Source organism: Bradyrhizobium sp. CCBAU 11361 (assembly GCF_028128935.1).
In the GTDB taxonomy this organism is placed as follows: Bacteria; Pseudomonadota; Alphaproteobacteria; order Rhizobiales; family Xanthobacteraceae; genus Bradyrhizobium; species Bradyrhizobium niftali.
Map to the genome: position 1 here is coordinate 12,843 of NZ_LBJZ01000006.1, position 16,428 is coordinate 29,270.

The window sequence follows — 16,428 nt, forward strand, 5'->3', positions numbered from 1 at the left end:
CAGAACTCGCCTCCGCGGCCATCGTCCTGTTCTTCCGCTCGATGTTTTCGGTCTAGAGGATCGGCATCGATGCGCATCGCTCAACTCGCTCCCCTGGCCGAAAGTGTCCCTCCGAAGCTGTACGGAGGCACGGAACGGGTCGTGGCATGGCTGGTGGATGAACTGGTCGAGCTCGGCCACGACGTCACGCTGTTCGCGAGCGGCGACTCCCGGACGAAAGGCGAGCTTCATTCCGTGTGGCCCCGCGCGCTGCGTCTCGGACGGAAGGGCGCCGATCCAAATGCCGCCTGCGCCGTGCTGCTGGAGGCGATCGCAAAGCGCGCGAAAGACTTCGACGTGATCCACGCGCATATCGACTGGCTGCCCCTTCCGCTGCTCAGTCGGCTCGGCGTGCCCTTCGTGACCACCATGCATGGCCGGCTCGACCTGCCGGGCCTTTCCGAGGTGCTGCGGCAGTTTCCCGGCGCGAGCTTCGTGTCGATATCGGACCATCAGCGTCTGCCGTTGCCGGAGGCGAATTGGATCGCCACGATCCAGCACGGACTGCCATCGAACAACTTTCGCCCGTCTTTCGATCAAGGATCCTATTTGGCGTTCCTCGGCCGCCTGACCGCGGAAAAGGGCCCCCAGGACGCCATCCGCATCGCGCGCGCCGCCGGAATGCCCTTGCGCATCGCCGCCAAGATTCCGCGCGGCGAGACGGCCTACTTCAAGAAGCAACTTGAGCCCCACATCGACGGTCGGGCGGTCCAGCTCGTCGGCGAGGTGGATGAGGTGAAGAAGCAGCCGTTCCTCGCAGATGCCGCGGCCCTGCTGTTTCCGATCGATTGGCCGGAGCCTTTCGGCCTCGTCATGATCGAGGCGATGGCCTGTGGGACGCCAGTGATCGCCTACCGCTCCGGCTCCGTGCCCGAGGTCGTCGAGGACGGGGTGACCGGCTTCATCGTCGAGAACGAGGAGCAGGCGGTCAGAGCCGTGGGCGATCTGGGCCGGCTCGACAGACGAAAAGTACGCGCCCGCTTCGAGGAACGCTTTTCCGCGGACCGAATGGCGCGAGAGTATGAAAGCGCATACCGCGGATTGATCTCTGCCGCTGCGGGGCACTCGGCTGCGGCATTCGCGGCGCCAAACGCTGAACATCGGCGCGAAACGAGGCCGGCCGACGAACTACCGGCGTCCAGCTAATCGATTTTTCGCTGCCCCTTGAACGTCGTCCCCGGACATCCATATGACATCCCTACACCATCCTATTGGATGGTCGAAATGGATGCCTTCATGGCCGACAATGTGCGCGAGCTGCGACCCCGGATCCCCGATACCGAGAAGATCACGATCAACCTTGGCTATGTCGATCTGGGGCAGGTCGATCTGATGGTGCAGGAAGGGTTCTATTCAAACCGCACGGATTTCATCCGGACGGCTATCCGCAACCAGCTCGAACGCCACGCGGACGTCGTGAAGCAGTCGACGGTCCGAAAGAGCCTGGACTTGGGCTTGCGGAATTACAGTCGCGAGGATCTCGAAGCGGCGCGGCGCGCCGGCGAGATGCTGCACATCAACGTGCTGGGTCTCGCGACCATCGCCCAGGATGTCACCCCCGAGCTGGCCCGCGCCACCATTGCTTCGGTCTCGGTGCTCGGTGCCCTTCACGCCACTCCCGCGGTCAAGGCCGCCCTCTCCGACAGAACAAGGTGAATGCGATGCTGAATCAGAACATGATTTCCGAGGCCACGCGTCTCACGCGTGCGGGACAACTGGTCGAGGCCACCGCGCTCCTGCAGCGCATGCTCCGCGGCGAGAGCGCCTCCCAGCCGTCGGGCAGCACCGCCCGTGGCGCGCCAGCTCGGCTCGAGCCGCCGACCATCGACGTGAAGGCCAGCGTCGTCGAGAAGAAGGAGAGCCGACGAACCATCCGGGTTTCTCCCGCTCCTTTGCAACGCTTCGATCGCTTGAAAGACTTCCCCGGACTCAACCTGCGTGGTCCGATGACCCGCGCTCCGCCTGCCACGACGGATATCGCACCCGAAGGCACGAGGTTCATCGCAGGCACCTTCCGCAGCGCGAATGGAAGCCGGAACTACAAGCTGTTCGTCCCAAGCCACGCGCAGGAAAAACCGCTTCCCCTCGTGGTCATGCTTCACGGCTGCACCCAGTCGCCAGACGACTTCGCGGCCGGCACCCGGATGAATTTCCTGGCGGAAGAACAGAACTGCTTCGTGGTCTATCCTGAGCAGCCCAGTGGGGCCAACCAGGCGAAATGCTGGAATTGGTTTCGCACGGGCGACCAGCAGCGGGACGCCGGGGAGCCTTCGCTGATCGCAGGCATCACTCGCCAGGTCATGCGGGACTATCCGATCGATCCGAAGCGGGTCTACGTCGCAGGTTTGTCGGCCGGCGGGGCGGCCGCCGCCATCATGGCAGCGACCCACGCCGATCTGTACGCGGCCGTCGGGATCCATTCCGGCCTCGCCTGCGGGGCGGCGAGCGATCTTCCCTCCGCGTTCGTCGCCATGCGGCAGGGCGGCGGGTCTAAAATTGCCGATGGTGGACCGACAGTCCCGACCATCGTTTTCCATGGCGATCGCGACACCACGGTGCATCCGAACAACGGCGACCGGATTGTCGAGCAGTCCGTCAAGGCGGCAGGTTTGAAAGCGAAGGTGAGCGACGGACGAGTGCCCCATGGGCACGCCTACACCCGCACGAACCTTGCCGACGCGGACGGTCGCGCCGTCTCCGAGCACTGGAATGTTCACGGTGCCGGCCACGCCTGGTCGGGCGGCAGTCCCGCCGGCTCCTACACCGATCCGCGCGGGCCCGACGCGACGAGGGAGATGCTGCGCTTCTTCCTCGAGCATTCGCTCCCGGGTTAGTCGGGCTTCGCAACGCAATCCGGTCGCCTGGCGCGTCGCCGAAACCCGCCGTTCGCGGAATTCCACTGCGGCGTTGGCGGCGCCTACGCCTGATCCGGAGCTACCCGCCTGACGGCCCTGACGATGTCCTCCGGACGATAGGGCGTCTGCAAGGTCAGACTTCCGGGAACAGGACGGGGCGCGACGGGCGAGAAACCGGTCGCATAGATCACCGGGAGTCCGGGATCATGCTCGCGGCAACGTTCGGCGATCTGCCATCCGTCGACGCTTCCGGGCAGCTTGACGTCCGTGATGAGAAGGTCGACGACCCGCCGCCCGCACCACGCCAGCGCGTCCTCGCCATTGGCTGCATGGACGACGTGGTATCCTTCCTCTCGCAGAGCCTCCACCATGAACTCGCGGATGAGAGGGTCGTCCTCGATGAGGAGTATTCGCACCGCCGACACCTCAAATTCCTGGACAGAACGCTTCTGCCGGCGGCAGACGCCTTGATCGCCGTCGGCTAGCTCGCCCTCACCGGTGGGATTACCGGCAAGCGTCAGAACCCGGAATAGTAATCATTTACTGCTCTCGCTCGTCCGGGGTCATCCCAATCCCAGGCGTTGTCGTTGCCATACTTTGGCGCACCCTGGAGCCTGTCCGCGGTGAGATTGGTTCGGTAGCCGCCAAGGCCCATGTCGTACTTCAACGACTGCCATGGCAGCGGGTAGTGATCTTCTCCGATGCCCAGGAAGCCGCCGAAGCCGAGAACCGCGTACGATACTTGGCCGCTAACCTTGTCGATCATGACGCGCTCGATCGAGCCGATCTTCTGGGCGTCGGCGCCATAGACGGCGGTGCCTTCGACCTTGTCGCTACCGATCAGCGTTCCTGTTTCACGCCTTTCCGTTTCCATCGCATCCTCCTCTTAGAAACGTTGATGCAGGACAACTGAGATCGGCAGGTGCTCGTTCCTCCGTTTTCTCGCTCGCTAAGATCGACCGGTAACCGAGGCGCCCGATTTGCGGAGGGCCTCGCGCTCCTCGCAGAGGTCGTCGACCTTCGCTCTGATCCGCGACGGCAGAAGCTCCGCGGCCGCCGTCGGAACGCCGGGTCGCTGCAGCATCCGGATCGGCCGACCTACGTTCGCTGCGCGGGCCGGTCCCCAATTCGCTCATGAAAGCAAGGAACGCACGGGCCACGTCGCCAAGCATGCCCCAGCAGAACCATCGTCACGACAGCCTGCGTGAGCATCATGCTGACCTCCGCAAGGCGGCGGCCCAGGGCCGCCGCAGCCGCAGCCGCATCGGCACGCCCCCGGGGGGCGGCGGATCGTCGTCGCCGTCGAGCCGCCGCAGCGCGGCGAGGATGTCGGCGAGCCGGATCGTGTGCCCCATGCCGGGAATCTCTCGTAGCGCGGGACAGGATTCGACGGCGAAAAGGTCGGACGCCCATGACGACAGGATGATCCGCTTCTCCGGTACGGAGAGTTCGTCGTCATTCAGGACGTCCTCCGGAGACGCATAGTGCGCTGCAGGATGGAAGAATGGATAGAGATTGCCGCTGTTCGTGTTGGCGTTGGTCATCGATTGCCTCCCTTTAAGCTCCTTTCGTCGGGACGGTTTTCTGTGGGTTCGGGCGGCGGAAACCGCCGCCCGAACGGTCTTCACTGTGTGCTGATCGCGATGCGCTTGACGCCCGCTCGCGGGTTTTCCGATTTCGGAAGCGAGATCGTCAGCACGCCGTTCTTGAACGAAGCCTCGGCCTTGTCCTCCGCGACGTCCTCGAGCGCGATCTGCCGCTGGAACGAGCCGTAGTGACGCTCGGTGAAGTATCTGCCTTCGTCCTTGCGCTCGCTCTTCTTCTCGCCGCGGATGGTCAGCACCCCCTTGGCGATTTCGATCTGGACGTCGTTCTCCGTCATGCCGGGAAGCTCGGCCGAGATCGTCAGCGCCTTGTCGGTCTCGCTGAGCTCGATCTTTGGCCACCCGAATTGCCCTTCCATGAGCGCCGACAGGCTTGTGCCGCCGAAACCGCGGAAGACGTCGTCGAACAGCCAGTTCATTTCGCGATGCAGCGTCATGAACGGATCGTGGCTGCCGCGCGCCGGCGCGAGCTCCTGGTTTCTGGACCAGGGAATGAGATCACGAACTGCCATGGTTTTTCTCCTTCGTTGCATGGGCCAGGGAGCGCGGCCACGCTCGCGCGCGCCGCGTTCCGCTGTCGAACCTCGGTCAGGCGTCAGGCCGCCTTCTTCTGCTCGATCTGCGAGGCGGGAGAGGCGCCGCTTCCGATCTGGATCCGGCGCGGCTTCATGGCTTCCGGCACCTCGCGGACGAGATCGATGATCAGCAGTCCGTCGCGGAAGGAGGCCTCCTTCACCTGAACGTAGTCGGCGAGGTTGAACACGCGCCGGAAAGGACGCGCGGCGATGCCCCGGTACAGGTATTCGCCAGCCGCTTCCTCGGGCTTCCTGCCCTCGATCGTGAGCGCATTCTGCTCAGCCGTCACGGCGATGTCGTCGGCTCCGAAGCCGGCGACGGCGACCGAGATCCGGTAGTGATCCTCGCTGGTGCGTTCGATGTTGTACGGGGGATAGTGGTCTTCGCTCGCCTGGCGGAGCGTGCTGTCGACGAGGTCGGCCAGGTGGTCGAAGCCAATGGTGGAGCGCCACAGGGGCGCGAAGTCAAAGGTGGTCCTCATAACCAAGTCCTCCAAAGAGCAAGATGGATACAAGGAGCGCAAGGCTCGAGTCAGAGCGGGTCTGGTACCCGGCCCGGCGCCCGCGCCGGACCCGTGAAGGCGCCCGGCACACCGCTCTCGCGGCGAAAAATCAATTAGAAAAACGAGAAGTGGTTTCAAGGGGCGGATCGAAAAAAAATCCATGCGCGCTCGGTCGCGGTGCAGAGCTGTCGGCCATTGCGGCGCCGCAAACGCCGTTGGGTGATCCGGCCAAGGATTTGGGCGTTCGACCATCGCCGGAATCTTGACTTCGGTATCGCCCCGAATATTTTTGCGTCGGGAAATTCTCTTTCCCGGTTTTCTAAACACCGAAGGACCGTGACGACCGTCAGGAGTGACGACGATGCTCGACGAAGACTTTGCCCGCATTCGTGCGCACCGCAACAACATCCACCGCTATCGACGCCTGCTAGGAACGAGGCTGTCGGACATAGAACGCCACTTTATCGAGAGACGCCTCGCCGAGGAGCAGACAATGCTGAAGGCGCTGGCCGCCAAAACGTTCCCGGTCGCATTTACCCCTCCAAAGGGTCAGCCGGCTTCCTCGAGCTTTGGGGGCGGCGGTCGTCCTTCGCCCAATTTTGCCCTTGAGTGCCTCCGCAAACATACCCAGTGAATCGATGCTCCGCCTCCTGATCCGCGAGCGAGCAGCGGGGGCCGCTTCATCGGTTTGCATGCCTGGACCTCGCATCGCTTCCGCGTTGAGAGACGTCCTAAGATTGGAACTGGCGGCCCTTCCCAGTCTTAAAACGAATATTTCCAACCGACGGGAGCAACGACATGCCTCGTGGCGACAAGTCAAGTTACACGGACAAGCAGAAGCGACAGGCCGAGCATATCGAAGAAGGCTATGAACACCGTGGCGTCCCGGAGAAAGAAGCCGAACGACGCGCGTGGGCGACCGTGAACAAGGAAACCCACGGCGGGAAGAAGAGCGGATCGGGCCGCGGCACTGAGGAAGATCATTCGCCATCTCGAAAAGGTGGCCGATTGGGCGGTGCGGCCTCGGCCAAGCGGCCGGCATCGGAGCGTTCGAGGTCCGCCAAGAAGGCTGCCAAGACCAGAAAACGACGCGCGGCGTAAGTCATCGAAAGGAGAGCAAGATGGGTCTCGAAGCCGTCTTTTTCCTTGGAGCGCTTGTACTACTCACGGCGCTGATCTACGGCGTCCTTTGCCATCGCTATCGAAACCGGGCGTTGGATCGCGTAGCCGAAGACGTCACGCGCGAGAGATATCGGAAGAACGAAACTTAGTGCGACGCAGTCTGTCTAGTAGACGTCGACCATACCGACCCGTCACGTCTTTCCCTTTGCGATATCGATGAGCGCTATGCCCAGATCTGGCTCCTTCTTCCGTCTGAGGTGAGCTGGCGTGTCCGCGATGACAACCTCGAGCGTCGGTCTAACCTTTCCTTCGAGAAGATGCCCGCCCCGGGTTGTACCGTCGGCCAGACCCAGGACCACATGCACGTGGAGGCTCGCCTTTCCGTCGTCGCCAACCGCAATATCGCCAATCGCGCTCAACACCTCACACTGCTCCGCGACCTCGATTTTCTTGTAGGTCTTCTTCTCGAAATCGAACCAGCCAACGGTTGCCCTTTCGAAGGCGCCGATGGCTGTGAGCGACGCCGCCGTGATTGCGGCGTCGTTCGCGAACTTGATGAGCGTCGTGAACGCTTCCTCGCCGGAGTCGAGAATGACGACGCGGGTTTCAGGACCCGCCTCGCCCGATAAGTTGGCGCTCTTCATTGCCGTCAGGCCGCGCCCTGTTTCCGGACGATGCCCGCAGGCCCGAGGCGACGAAGTCCTCGAACGCGTCGATCGTACCGGGCGCCAGGATTTCGGCGAGCCGGCCTGCGACCATGCCAACGGATTCCGGTGCCCGTTGCGATAGCGCCTCCATCGCGCGCCACCAGCGCGCCAGCGCCGGTCCGTCTCCAAAGTTACGATTTGCGATGGGAAGACTCTTGAGCGCAGCCGTCGCCGCCTGTGCACCGGCAGATCGGCATATCTCGACCGCACTCTGCGCCGACGCAAGCAGCGGCGCGATCTCCTCGCGGGGCGCGGCAAGCGTGCTCGCATCCCAATAGGCGATCAGGCAGGCGGGCCCGGCATTGACATGAGCAAGCGCGAGCACGACCGCCGCCCAGGCCTCCAGCTCGTACGGCTCGAAATGGTGCGAGAGCACGTCCCAGGTGCTGCGGAAGGCCGGCCGCAGCACCTCGCGCTGGCGCATTAGGACATGCAGCCGCCGCGTCGCCGTCTTCTCCTCGGACGAGATGACGTGCAGATTCGCGGATTGCCTGGCAGCGTTCACGGAAGGCAGGCCTGGATGGCTTCGCTGAGCGCGGCGCGGATGTCTGGATTGTCGGTGATGGGTATCACAATGCTCGACTGCACCGCGCTTTCCAGCGGAAGGCCGGCACGGACCATGCGGCCGGCATGGATCAGCATCCTCGTAGAGGCGCCTTCATCCAGGCCGTGCCCCTGCAAATTTCGCGAGCATTGGGCAATTGCCACCAAAATGCCGGCGAGCTCGTCATCGCTGCCGCTCTCGCGCACAATGATAGCTGCCTCGGTGGTCGGCGGCGGGTAGCCGAAGTCGATGGCAACGAAGCGCTGCTTGGTCGATTCCTTCAGATCCTTCACCGCGCTCTGGTAGCCGGGATTGTAGGAAATCGTGAGCTGGAAATCGGCGTGCGCCGGAACGATCTCGTTGTGCTTCTCCAGTGGAAGGACGCGGCGAGCGTCAGTCAGTGGATGAATGACGACCGTGGTGTCCTGTCGTGCTTCGACGATCTCGTCGAGATAGCAGATCGCGCCATGGCGCACAGCAAGCGTCAGCGGACCGTCATGCCAGGCCGTGCCGCCGGGCTCGAGCAGATAGCGGCCGGCGAGGTCGGCCGCCGTCATGTCCTCGTGCGCGGCGATAGTCATAAGGGGTTTTCCCAGGCGCCAGGCCATGTGCTCTACGAAGCGGGTCTTGCCGCAGCCGGTTGGCCCTTTCAGCATGACCGGCAGCCGCTCGGCATACGCAGCGGCGAAGGTTGCGACCTCGTCGCCGAGTGGCTGATAAAAGGGCTCGGTGGTTATCCGGTAAGCGTCAAGAACCGTCATGAACTCCTCCGCGAGGCCAGCGAAGGATCATGAGCTCGGCGCGAGCTCCACCATCCCTTCGCAATTGGGTGTGGCAGCCATTGCCGTGAAAGGACACGCTGCAGCGTCGAAGCGTGACGGGGGAGGCGAGCTCCAGAGCGCCTCAGTGTGAGATTAGAGCGCCAAAGTCGCTAGAAAACAAGCCGGTACCACAGACCGGATCATCGCATTATGTTAGGCCGTGAACCCATAAATCGGCCGAGCCGACAACTCGCGAGGGTTCGCTATGCCCCGGTAGCGATCAACTTCCGCATCGCAGCGTAATGATGCGATGGGCCACTACCAGAAATCAAGCCATGTCTGCGCCGCCCCGTCATCTTGCGCTCAATTCTTTCGATACGCGCCTCACAGCGCTTCAGCGGCCTTCGCTGCCATCGTCGAGTGGGGCCACCAGACGAGCTCATCCAAAGCCGACTTCTTGGCGGCAAGCAGGGTTGCCTCGATGTCTTCGATGGGCTCGTTTGCACCCATTGGGGAGGTCGACATGAAGTCGGCGCCGGGACCTGTCAGGGTTTCACGAACCGATAGGCGAAGCGATCGGTCTCGCCCTTGATCGAGGGATCGAAAACCTTGACCGAGTGCGGATCGTCTTTGTTCGCGAGCATGGTGCTTTCCGCGTCCAGTACGAAGCCGGCCGCCTCCACCTCCGCGCGAACGGATGCAGGGTCGATCCGATGCAGCGACTGGGCGTCGCTCGTGCCCGCCCCGACGGCGGCGGCGTGGTCGACGATGACGTAGGACCCACCGGGCTTCAGCCGCTCGTAGACAGCTCGATTGAACTGGGCCGCCGTCGCGCCCCTGGCCTGGATCAGTTCAGTGTGGAGATCGTGGTAGAACAGGTGCAGCCACAGGACATCGGCTGGTTGCGTGGCCTCCGGCATCGCGACCAAGTCCGCCGAGACGGCTTCGACGTTCTCTCGGCCGGGCTCCTTCCCAAGCGTCCGCATGCGGCCGACCGGATCGTTCTTGAAGTGGGCGACTTCGGCCGGCACGAAGCTGTAGACCCGTCCTTCGGGTCCCACGATGTCGGAGAAGAGACGGGTCCAGTCGCCGTCGCCTGGGTAAACGTCGATGACAGTGGAACCCGCATTTACGCGAGCGAACCGGATCAACTCGGATAGCTTGGATTGGTCGTACATCGGGATCTCCATTACGGTTGGGCATTCGACGAGCGCGCGGCCTGCGAGGCGGCGATCTACGGCTCATTCACCGTCGACCCCGAACCGGTGGCCGCAGACGGCCAGCGGTTTCGCTGTTCGCTCCGAAGCCATGGACTTAGGCCCAGCGGCCGGCCTCCTCAAAGCCAAGGCGAGGATTGCGCGGGAACACGGTAGCTGGATCGCCGTGCCCAATGCTGCAGATGAAGTTCGACCGAACCCGCGTGCCTGAGAAGAACGCCTTATCCACGCCGGCGTTGTCGAAGCCGGACATGGGCCCGCAGTCCAGTCCCAACGCCCGCGCAGCGACGATGAGGTAAGCGCCCTGCAGCGTTCCGTTTCGCATTGCCGTCACCTCGGCCACGTCTGGTGCCGCAAAGTATTTCTGCATGACCTCGGCAGCGTGAGGCAAAAGCTTTGGCAGCTCGCCGGCGAAATCCAAATCGTGGCCGATAATGACCGTGACAGGAGCCTTCAGAATCTTCGGCTTGTTCGGTTCCGCAGCAAGCCCGGCGAGCGTTGCCTTTCCATCGGGGCTACGCACCCAGACAAACCGCGCGGGGCTACTGTTCGCAGATGTCGGGCCCCATTTCAGGAGGTCATAGATTTCGCGTACCAGATCGTTCCCTACAGGACGATCTGCCCATCCGTTGGGGGTGCGAGCGGAGCGGAAGATCTGATCAAGCGACTGATCGTTTAAAGTGGAAGTCATAGATGGGAGTCCTTTCAGGAAATGGATGTTGGTCGGCACAACATCGTGTCATGCCATCACGACTCACACGTCGAACTTGACTAGGTCCTTGCGTCGATCTGCGAGGCCCGCGCCAGTGCTTGCGTGTCGATGGATTCCTGGATGCGGGCGACTTTGCCGTCTCGAACGGTAATGTCGAAGACCCACTCGTCCTTGAACGGCCTATTCGTGGCTTTGATTTTTCCCGTTGCGACGCCGACGACCATAACCCGGTCTACCTGCGCCACGAATTCGGGGGGCTTGGGGTACTGCGTTTCCACCTCTTCGGACGCCTTCTTGAGCACAGCCGCCAACTCCGCGTGCCCGCGGTGCGTCCCTGCCAGCGGCCAGCCTTCGCCCGGAATGATCCACTCGATATCTTCGGCAGCCAACGCCAGCAGATCGTACGCGTTGCTGCTGCCCATGGCTGCAAAGAAATTCTTCACAAGCTGGACATTCTCTTCGGTGCTCATCGTATCTCTCCGTTTTCGCTCGGCGCGAATTCAGATGGCCGAGAAGCCGCCGTCGACGGACAACTCCACCCCATTCACGAAGCTCGAATCGTCCGAAGCAAGAAACAGCGCGGCTGCCGCAATCTCCTCGGGACGACCCATCTTTCCCCGCGGGATCAGGGATTCGAACATCTGCTTCGCTTCGTCGGTGAGAACCTGGTCCTGCATCGGTGTGGCGATCGGCCCTGGGTGCAGCACGTTCACCCGGATATTCCTGCCCTTGAGTTCGTTGAGCCATCCGCGTGCGAATGCGTGCAGCGCCGCCTTGCTCGCCGCATACACGCTGTAACCAGGAAAGCCTTTGATCGAAGCAACCGACCCGGTCATGAAGATCGATCCGCCGTCGTTGAACAGCGGCAACGCCTTCTGGACTGTAAACAGCGTGCCGCGCGTATTCAGGCCGAAGGTCGCGTCGAAATGCTGCTCGGTAATCTCGCCCAGTGGGACGGCTTCGCCCGTGCCAGCGCTCGCGTACAGGATGTCGATCCTGCCCTTTTCCCGCTTGATCGTGTCGAACAGACGGTCGAGGTCGTCGAGATTGGCCGCGTCGCCGCGCACGCCGGTCACGTTCCGGCCGATCAGCTTTACGGCCTGGTCCAGCGCCTCCTGTTTCCGGCCCGTGATGAAAACATAGGCGCCTTCTTCAACGAACCGCTGGGCGCTCGCCAGCGCCATGCCGCTCGATCCACCCGTGATGACTGCAACCTTACCTTCAAGCTTTCCCATGACTGCTTCCTTCGAGGCTTCCGCCTCTGATCGTTTGGGGACGCCCCCGAGAACCTCGACATAGGTCCGCCGGGGTCAGGCGTTGAGTGCGGAAAAGCGCACATCGGTGGTGCGAAAACGATCCGGGTCGACGATTGATGCCGGCCGCGATGATCGGTGGTTGCCGGTGAATTAGGCCGGACTCGTCACCGCAAGCTATGATTTCAGCCAATACTGGCATACGATCCGTTAGATACGGGCTTTTGGGAAGGCGCACCGCGTGGTGCTGGATTGCACCATGATCGACTGGGATGACATTCGCTACTTTCTTGCCGTCTCGCGCGGAGGCTCGGTGCGGGCTGCCGCCAAGAGCCTTGGTGTGAACCACGCGACCGTACTGCGACGCATCGCCCAGCTTGAGGAACGCCTCGGGGCGCTCATGTTCGAAAAGCTGCCCGCGGGCTACCGCCTGACGGCTGCGGGCGAGGAAGTCCTCGACCTCGCAAACCAGATGGAAGCGTCGTCGCACCAGCTGGAGACGCGCGTATTCGGGCGCGACCAGAGCGTGCGCGGACTTCTGCGGGTGACGACGGCGCCGCCCCTCGCGACCCACCTGCTTATGCCGGACTTCGCCGATTTCGCGCGTCTGCATCCGGACATCGAGATGGAAATCTTGTCGTCCGGCGAGCTGGCAAATCTTACTAACCGAGAGGCCGACGTCGCGATCCGCGTCGTCTACGACCGCAAAACCCTGCCGCACAATCTGCACGGCTTGAAGGGACCGGATCTGTTCGGCGGCGTCTACATCTCCCGCGACCGACTAGCCGCGTGGCAAGCGGGTGCGCCGGATCCCATCCGTTGGATCGTCATAAGCAGCCATGGCATCCCGGACTGGGCCCGCGAGAGTGAAGTTCGCACCACAGGGGTTCCGTTCAGGACCACGGACGGCGAGGCGCAGATCGTTGCAGTACGACAAGGGCTCGGGATGACGATACTGCCGTGCTTCGTTGGAGGTGCCGACCCTCTGCTGGAGAGGGTGCCGGGCACCGGCCTGCACATGCATGGAACGCTCTGGCTTCTCACGCAGGGGGAGACACGCAAGACGAAGCGCGTGCGGCTCTTCACTGAATTCGTATCCCGCAGGCTCGCCGCGTACGCTCCGCTTCTCGCGGGGCAGTCCATATTGCGCGACTGACGCCCGGCAGGTCGCCGGCGACGCTTCGCGGTGGACAAGTGCCTGCAAGCGGACATCTCCAACGTCCGACATGCGGCATTCGCGACGGGGCCGGACCACCAGAAAGCCGGCAATGTCCCTTATGCCTGCATGAAGCGGCAGAAAATCAAAGCATTAGCAGGACCGCGACCGGCCACCGGGGGTTGGTGGCGCTGCTCTAAGCGTGATTCAAGCTCCGAAACCGGAGCCTCGAATCATGCGCTACGAACTCAGCGACTACGAATGGACCGCAATCAAACCGATGCTGCCGAACAAACCGCGTGGGGTTCGGCGCGTAAACGACCGTCGCGTGCTCAGTGGCATTTTCTGGGTCCTCCGCTCAGGTGCTCCGTGGCGCGACCTGCCAGAGACCTATGGTCCCCGCACCACTTGTTACAATCGCTTCGTGCGGTGGCGACGGGCTGGCGTCTGGGACCGGATCATGGATGCGCTGGCCGCCGGTCATGATGCGGCAGTGCAGATGATCGATACCTCCGTTGTGCGCGTGCACCAGCACGGCGCGTGTATCTCGGACAACAATCACCAAGCTATGGGTCGCTCGCGAGGCGGCCTCACGAGCAAGATTCACGCGGTGGTCGACACCAATGGTCTGCCGGTCCACCTCGCGCTCACGCCCGGTGAAGCGCATGACAATCGGCTGTGTTCGGTTCTCCTCAGCGCCTTGCTCCCACAAACGATGTTACTCGCGGATCGTGGATACGACGCGGACTGGATCAGGGAGCTTGCCCGCCAGCAAGGAGCATGGGCGAACATTCCGCCGAAACGAAATCGCAAAGACCCGATCTGCTTCAGCCCTTATCTGTATCGCGCGCGGAACTTGATCGAACGGCTCTACAACAAAATCAAGCAATGTCGGCGTGTCGCAACCCGATATGACAAACTAGCGGCCAACTATCTGGCGTTCGTCAAGCTCGCATCAATCCGAATTTGGTTGCGTGCTAACGAGTCCACGCCCTAGTGTAGAACGGATCAGACAGTAGTGCCAGACGCTCGTTGGCTGGTTCTATGTCCGGTGTTGGCCCTTGCGGACCTTCGCCGGAGAGCCGAAATGTCTGCTTCCGGGAGATGAGCCGACCATGGTGAAGCAGCCTGCCAAGGGCAGCTTGTAACCCGTAGCGGACATCATCCCGCCGGCACCTCCGCCAGCCGCAGGCCCTGATACACACGCTCGCGTTTGGCGAGGTAAATTGGGTTATCGCTGCAAGCTCCATCCCGGAAGCGGCGGATGGTGAAACTTGGAACCAGCGCAAATACCACCTTTGCAGCAGCTTTCGCCTCGTCCAGCGAGCCAAGCAACGCGAGCGCGGCAGCCAACCCGAAATGTGCATTCACGTCATTTCGATTGGCCTCGATGCTGCGGCGGAACCAGCAGACTGCTTCAGCATCCTCGTTAACCTGCAGCTTGGCAAAGCCGACTATCATGAGCCATCGATGGCGGAAGATATGAAGATATCACGAGGAGACAGGCGAAGTGCTTCGTTGATATGGGTCACTGTCTCCGCTCCGCGCCCCATGTACAACTTAGCGCCGCCGATTTGCGTGTGAGCCTCAGCCAAATTGTGATCCAGCGCCAACGCCCTCTCGAACTCAGCGATGCCCTGAGCCGCGCGGTTCGTGCATGCTAATGCGCAGCCCAAAGTCAAGTGTGCATAGGCATGGTTAGGCGCGAGGGACAGCGCCCTTATTGATGTCGCCTCGGCCGCTGCGTAATGCTCGCTCGTGGCGTCATCCAAGTAGCTCGCTCCAAGTATCAGATCGGCGCCAGCCATCCACACCATCGCGTCGACATTCTTGGGGTCGAGGGTCAACGCCCGTTCAAAAATCGCGCGCGCCTGTGGCACGCCTTCCGATGTCCACCCCTTGTGCAACAAAGCTTTGCCTCGGAAATACAGGTCCATCGAATTGGGATGCGGAGATCGTTCCGATCGCCTGGCCTCTTGTTCAGTGAGTCGAGCGTCCAGCGTGTTGGCGAGGCGCGATACGATCTCGTCTTGCATATCAAAAAGATCGGCGACGGGTTTGTCAAAGCGGTCGGCCCATAGATGCGCGCTGGTTTCCGCGTCCACGAGCTGAACGTTTACGCGAAGTCGATCGCCGGCTCGCTGCACAGAACCCTCTAACAGGTACCGAACATTCAGCTCGCGGCCAATCTGCTTGAGATCGATCGCTTTGCCCTTGTACGTGAATGCGGTGTGTCGGCCGATGACGAACGAGCCAGAGATGCGCGACAAATCCGTGGTCAAACTCTCGGTCACGCCATCGACAAAGTAGTCCTGCCCAGGATCGTCGCTGAGGTTAACGAAGGGCAACACAATGATGGAAAGGTGGGGCGGTGACAAAGCGTTTGATCCCGCCCGCGGAGACAGCGTCGCTGTGCCGAACTCATCCAGAACCACAGCATAGGCTCGAATCGGACGGCCGATGTTTTTGAGGTTCTGTTCACCAAGATCGGCAAACCTATCGCCGATCTTGCCGTGGACTTGATCGTAAACAGCCGAGGAGATGCAGATGCCGCCGGGCGCTGCGATGCTCTCAAGCCGTGCCGCGATATTGACGCCATCCCCAAAGATGTCGTGGGGTTCGACGATTACATCACCAATATTGACGCCCACCCGAAAAGCGATACGGCTGTCCTCCCGGTCGGCACTGGTAAGTTCGCGGACGCGAGCTTGGAATTGCATCGCAGCCCTAACTGCTTCGACGGCACTTGGAAACTCTGCCAAGAACCCGTCGCCGTTGTTTTTCACGATGCGACCGCCGTGTTCCGCGATTGCGGGCTCGACGCCGCTGGCGAGAAGCGCCATCAGCTTGGCGTGCGTAGCCTCTTCGTCTTCGTGCATAAGTCGTGAATACCCGGACACGTCGGCCGCCAGTATCGCCGATAACCTCCGCTCGACCCGAACTGACCGCTCTTGCACCATGGCCGACAAATCCTGCCTGGCACATTTGTATGCTGGATCACGGGCGGTAACAAACTCGCACTACCTCCAAGCGGATGCCTACGCGAAACGACAGCTACACTGACCGTGTCGCGGGAGATATTCAGGTCACTGGGAGTTCGCCTTCTGGCCCTTAGCCGAAGGTCGCTGGAGCCTCTGTCATGTCGGCTTTCAGAGGCAAACCCGACGACAATCCAGCATCACNAGCTGGCCAAACGCCTGAGATAAAGTGGTCGTCTGCACCGGTGGCTGGGCTGGTGCCGATTGCTTCCGCTTCTGGTCCGAGGGTGAAGTCGCTCGGCGCACGTTGGCTGCAACTGATGACAGCCATATGCGGCACCGACCGGATAAGGGCGTGCCGACTGGTCGACGCTCGCGCGTGACCTAGCCTACGTCGGCTTG

20 protein-coding genes and 1 pseudogene are annotated in these 16,428 nt (G+C 62.2%); 7 read left to right on the forward strand and 14 right to left on the reverse strand.

Annotation, left to right across the window (positions count from 1 at the left end):
- Nucleotides 1–69 precede the first annotated feature (69 nt).
- From XI08_RS03480 to XI08_RS03490, 3 genes are all read left to right on the forward strand, one after another.
- Nucleotides 70–1,185, forward strand: coding sequence for a glycosyltransferase family 4 protein (locus tag XI08_RS03480; protein WP_271573360.1), 1,116 nt, complete (start codon nt 70–72; stop codon nt 1,183–1,185).
- A gap of 90 nt (nt 1,186–1,275) precedes the next feature.
- Nucleotides 1,276–1,695, forward strand: coding sequence for a CopG family transcriptional regulator (locus XI08_RS03485; protein ID WP_271573382.1), 420 nt, complete (start codon nt 1,276–1,278; stop codon nt 1,693–1,695).
- 5 nt (nt 1,696–1,700) lie between these two features.
- Nucleotides 1,701–2,873 carry an extracellular catalytic domain type 1 short-chain-length polyhydroxyalkanoate depolymerase gene (locus XI08_RS03490; protein WP_271573361.1) on the forward strand — a complete coding sequence of 391 codons (1,173 nt, stop codon included), beginning with the start codon at nt 1,701–1,703 and terminating at the stop codon, nt 2,871–2,873.
- A gap of 83 nt (nt 2,874–2,956) precedes the next feature.
- On the opposite strand, the gene XI08_RS03495 is transcribed toward XI08_RS03490, so the two are convergent.
- The 5 genes from XI08_RS03495 to XI08_RS03515 form a co-directional block, all read right to left on the reverse strand.
- Entirely contained in the window at nt 2,957–3,265 is a 309-nt protein-coding gene (locus XI08_RS03495) for a response regulator (protein ID WP_271573383.1), read from the reverse strand.
- Nucleotides 3,266–3,411: 146 nt separating this feature from the next.
- A complete protein-coding gene (locus XI08_RS03500; protein ID WP_271573362.1) occupies nt 3,412–3,768 on the reverse strand; it encodes a PRC-barrel domain-containing protein in 357 nt (118 codons plus the stop codon).
- A gap of 337 nt (nt 3,769–4,105) precedes the next feature.
- Entirely contained in the window at nt 4,106–4,438 is a 333-nt protein-coding gene (locus tag XI08_RS03505; RefSeq protein ID WP_271573363.1) for a hypothetical protein, read from the reverse strand.
- A gap of 80 nt (nt 4,439–4,518) precedes the next feature.
- The gene (locus XI08_RS03510; protein ID WP_271573364.1) at nt 4,519–5,010 is read right to left on the reverse strand and encodes an Hsp20/alpha crystallin family protein; all 492 of its coding nucleotides are present in this window, start codon (nt 5,008–5,010) and stop codon (nt 4,519–4,521) included.
- An 83-nt stretch (nt 5,011–5,093) separates the two neighbouring features.
- Entirely contained in the window at nt 5,094–5,555 is a 462-nt protein-coding gene (locus tag XI08_RS03515) for an Hsp20 family protein (protein ID WP_271573365.1), read from the reverse strand.
- 382 nt (nt 5,556–5,937) lie between these two features.
- Here XI08_RS03515 and XI08_RS03520 point away from each other — a divergent pair, with 382 nt between their 5' ends.
- Together XI08_RS03520 and XI08_RS03525 are read left to right on the forward strand one after the other, a co-directional pair.
- On the forward strand, nt 5,938–6,210 hold the full coding sequence (locus XI08_RS03520; RefSeq protein ID WP_271573366.1) for a hypothetical protein: 273 nt from the start codon (nt 5,938–5,940) through the stop codon (nt 6,208–6,210).
- 164 nt (nt 6,211–6,374) lie between these two features.
- Entirely contained in the window at nt 6,375–6,677 is a 303-nt protein-coding gene (locus XI08_RS03525; RefSeq protein ID WP_028154436.1) for a hypothetical protein, read from the forward strand.
- Nucleotides 6,678–6,889: 212 nt separating this feature from the next.
- Here XI08_RS03525 and XI08_RS03530 read toward each other — a convergent pair whose 3' ends face one another.
- From XI08_RS03530 to XI08_RS03565, 8 genes are all read right to left on the reverse strand, one after another.
- Complete coding sequence (locus XI08_RS03530) at nt 6,890–7,342, reverse strand: PPC domain-containing DNA-binding protein (protein ID WP_271573367.1); 453 nt, start codon at nt 7,340–7,342, stop codon at nt 6,890–6,892.
- Nucleotides 7,305–7,910 carry a hypothetical protein gene (locus tag XI08_RS03535; RefSeq protein WP_271573368.1) on the reverse strand — a complete coding sequence of 202 codons (606 nt, stop codon included), beginning with the start codon at nt 7,908–7,910 and terminating at the stop codon, nt 7,305–7,307. Before XI08_RS03535 ends, XI08_RS03530 begins: the two co-directional genes overlap by 38 nt.
- The gene (locus XI08_RS03540) at nt 7,907–8,710 is read right to left on the reverse strand and encodes a CbbQ/NirQ/NorQ/GpvN family protein (RefSeq protein WP_271573369.1); all 804 of its coding nucleotides are present in this window, start codon (nt 8,708–8,710) and stop codon (nt 7,907–7,909) included. Before XI08_RS03540 ends, XI08_RS03535 begins: the two co-directional genes overlap by 4 nt.
- A gap of 384 nt (nt 8,711–9,094) precedes the next feature.
- Complete coding sequence (locus tag XI08_RS03545; RefSeq protein WP_271573370.1) at nt 9,095–9,220, reverse strand: hypothetical protein; 126 nt, start codon at nt 9,218–9,220, stop codon at nt 9,095–9,097.
- A 35-nt stretch (nt 9,221–9,255) separates the two neighbouring features.
- Nucleotides 9,256–9,888, reverse strand: a complete 633-nt coding sequence (locus tag XI08_RS03550; protein WP_271573371.1) for a class I SAM-dependent methyltransferase — start codon at nt 9,886–9,888, stop codon at nt 9,256–9,258.
- A 136-nt stretch (nt 9,889–10,024) separates the two neighbouring features.
- Nucleotides 10,025–10,618 (reverse strand): malonic semialdehyde reductase, encoded by a 594-nt coding sequence (locus XI08_RS03555; RefSeq protein WP_271573372.1) that lies wholly within the window; start codon nt 10,616–10,618, stop codon nt 10,025–10,027.
- A gap of 80 nt (nt 10,619–10,698) precedes the next feature.
- Nucleotides 10,699–11,109 carry a nuclear transport factor 2 family protein gene (locus XI08_RS03560; protein WP_271573373.1) on the reverse strand — a complete coding sequence of 137 codons (411 nt, stop codon included), beginning with the start codon at nt 11,107–11,109 and terminating at the stop codon, nt 10,699–10,701.
- A 30-nt stretch (nt 11,110–11,139) separates the two neighbouring features.
- Entirely contained in the window at nt 11,140–11,874 is a 735-nt protein-coding gene (locus tag XI08_RS03565) for an SDR family NAD(P)-dependent oxidoreductase (protein WP_271573374.1), read from the reverse strand.
- A 277-nt stretch (nt 11,875–12,151) separates the two neighbouring features.
- Here XI08_RS03565 and XI08_RS03570 point away from each other — a divergent pair, with 277 nt between their 5' ends.
- Both XI08_RS03570 and XI08_RS03575 read left to right on the forward strand, forming a co-directional pair.
- Nucleotides 12,152–13,048 (forward strand): LysR family transcriptional regulator, encoded by an 897-nt coding sequence (locus XI08_RS03570; RefSeq protein ID WP_271573375.1) that lies wholly within the window; start codon nt 12,152–12,154, stop codon nt 13,046–13,048.
- A 235-nt stretch (nt 13,049–13,283) separates the two neighbouring features.
- Nucleotides 13,284–14,045: an IS5 family transposase gene (locus XI08_RS03575; RefSeq protein ID WP_271573376.1), complete on the forward strand. Its 762-nt coding sequence runs from the start codon at nt 13,284–13,286 to the stop codon at nt 14,043–14,045.
- Between the two features lie 164 nt (nt 14,046–14,209).
- On the opposite strand, the pseudogene XI08_RS03580 reads toward XI08_RS03575, so the two are convergent.
- Nucleotides 14,210–16,008: pseudogene (locus XI08_RS03580) on the reverse strand (adenylate/guanylate cyclase domain-containing protein).
- Nucleotides 16,009–16,428 lie beyond the last annotated feature (420 nt).

What these genes read in the sequence shown, in the direction of transcription:
- XI08_RS03500 (WP_271573362.1), bottom strand. Translation starts at nt 3,768, where the DNA reads ATGGAAACGGAAAGGCGTGAAACAGGAACGCTGATCGGTAGCGACAAG.
- XI08_RS03530 (WP_271573367.1), bottom strand. Translation starts at nt 7,342, where the DNA reads ATGAAGAGCGCCAACTTATCGGGCGAGGCGGGTCCTGAAACCCGCGTC.
- XI08_RS03555 (WP_271573372.1), bottom strand. Translation starts at nt 10,618, where the DNA reads ATGACTTCCACTTTAAACGATCAGTCGCTTGATCAGATCTTCCGCTCC.
- XI08_RS03485 (WP_271573382.1), top strand. Translation starts at nt 1,276, where the DNA reads ATGGCCGACAATGTGCGCGAGCTGCGACCCCGGATCCCCGATACCGAG.
- XI08_RS03505 (WP_271573363.1), bottom strand. Translation starts at nt 4,438, where the DNA reads ATGACCAACGCCAACACGAACAGCGGCAATCTCTATCCATTCTTCCAT.
- XI08_RS03550 (WP_271573371.1), bottom strand. Translation starts at nt 9,888, where the DNA reads ATGTACGACCAATCCAAGCTATCCGAGTTGATCCGGTTCGCTCGCGTA.
- XI08_RS03480 (WP_271573360.1), top strand. Translation starts at nt 70, where the DNA reads ATGCGCATCGCTCAACTCGCTCCCCTGGCCGAAAGTGTCCCTCCGAAG.
- XI08_RS03510 (WP_271573364.1), bottom strand. Translation starts at nt 5,010, where the DNA reads ATGGCAGTTCGTGATCTCATTCCCTGGTCCAGAAACCAGGAGCTCGCG.
- XI08_RS03525 (WP_028154436.1), top strand. Translation starts at nt 6,375, where the DNA reads ATGCCTCGTGGCGACAAGTCAAGTTACACGGACAAGCAGAAGCGACAG.
- XI08_RS03540 (WP_271573369.1), bottom strand. Translation starts at nt 8,710, where the DNA reads ATGACGGTTCTTGACGCTTACCGGATAACCACCGAGCCCTTTTATCAG.
- XI08_RS03515 (WP_271573365.1), bottom strand. Translation starts at nt 5,555, where the DNA reads ATGAGGACCACCTTTGACTTCGCGCCCCTGTGGCGCTCCACCATTGGC.
- XI08_RS03520 (WP_271573366.1), top strand. Translation starts at nt 5,938, where the DNA reads ATGCTCGACGAAGACTTTGCCCGCATTCGTGCGCACCGCAACAACATC.
- XI08_RS03495 (WP_271573383.1), bottom strand. Translation starts at nt 3,265, where the DNA reads ATGGTGGAGGCTCTGCGAGAGGAAGGATACCACGTCGTCCATGCAGCC.
- XI08_RS03560 (WP_271573373.1), bottom strand. Translation starts at nt 11,109, where the DNA reads ATGAGCACCGAAGAGAATGTCCAGCTTGTGAAGAATTTCTTTGCAGCC.
- XI08_RS03490 (WP_271573361.1), top strand. Translation starts at nt 1,701, where the DNA reads ATGCTGAATCAGAACATGATTTCCGAGGCCACGCGTCTCACGCGTGCG.
- XI08_RS03545 (WP_271573370.1), bottom strand. Translation starts at nt 9,220, where the DNA reads ATGGGTGCAAACGAGCCCATCGAAGACATCGAGGCAACCCTGCTTGCC.
- XI08_RS03565 (WP_271573374.1), bottom strand. Translation starts at nt 11,874, where the DNA reads ATGGGAAAGCTTGAAGGTAAGGTTGCAGTCATCACGGGTGGATCGAGC.
- XI08_RS03575 (WP_271573376.1), top strand. Translation starts at nt 13,284, where the DNA reads ATGCGCTACGAACTCAGCGACTACGAATGGACCGCAATCAAACCGATG.
- XI08_RS03570 (WP_271573375.1), top strand. Translation starts at nt 12,152, where the DNA reads ATGATCGACTGGGATGACATTCGCTACTTTCTTGCCGTCTCGCGCGGA.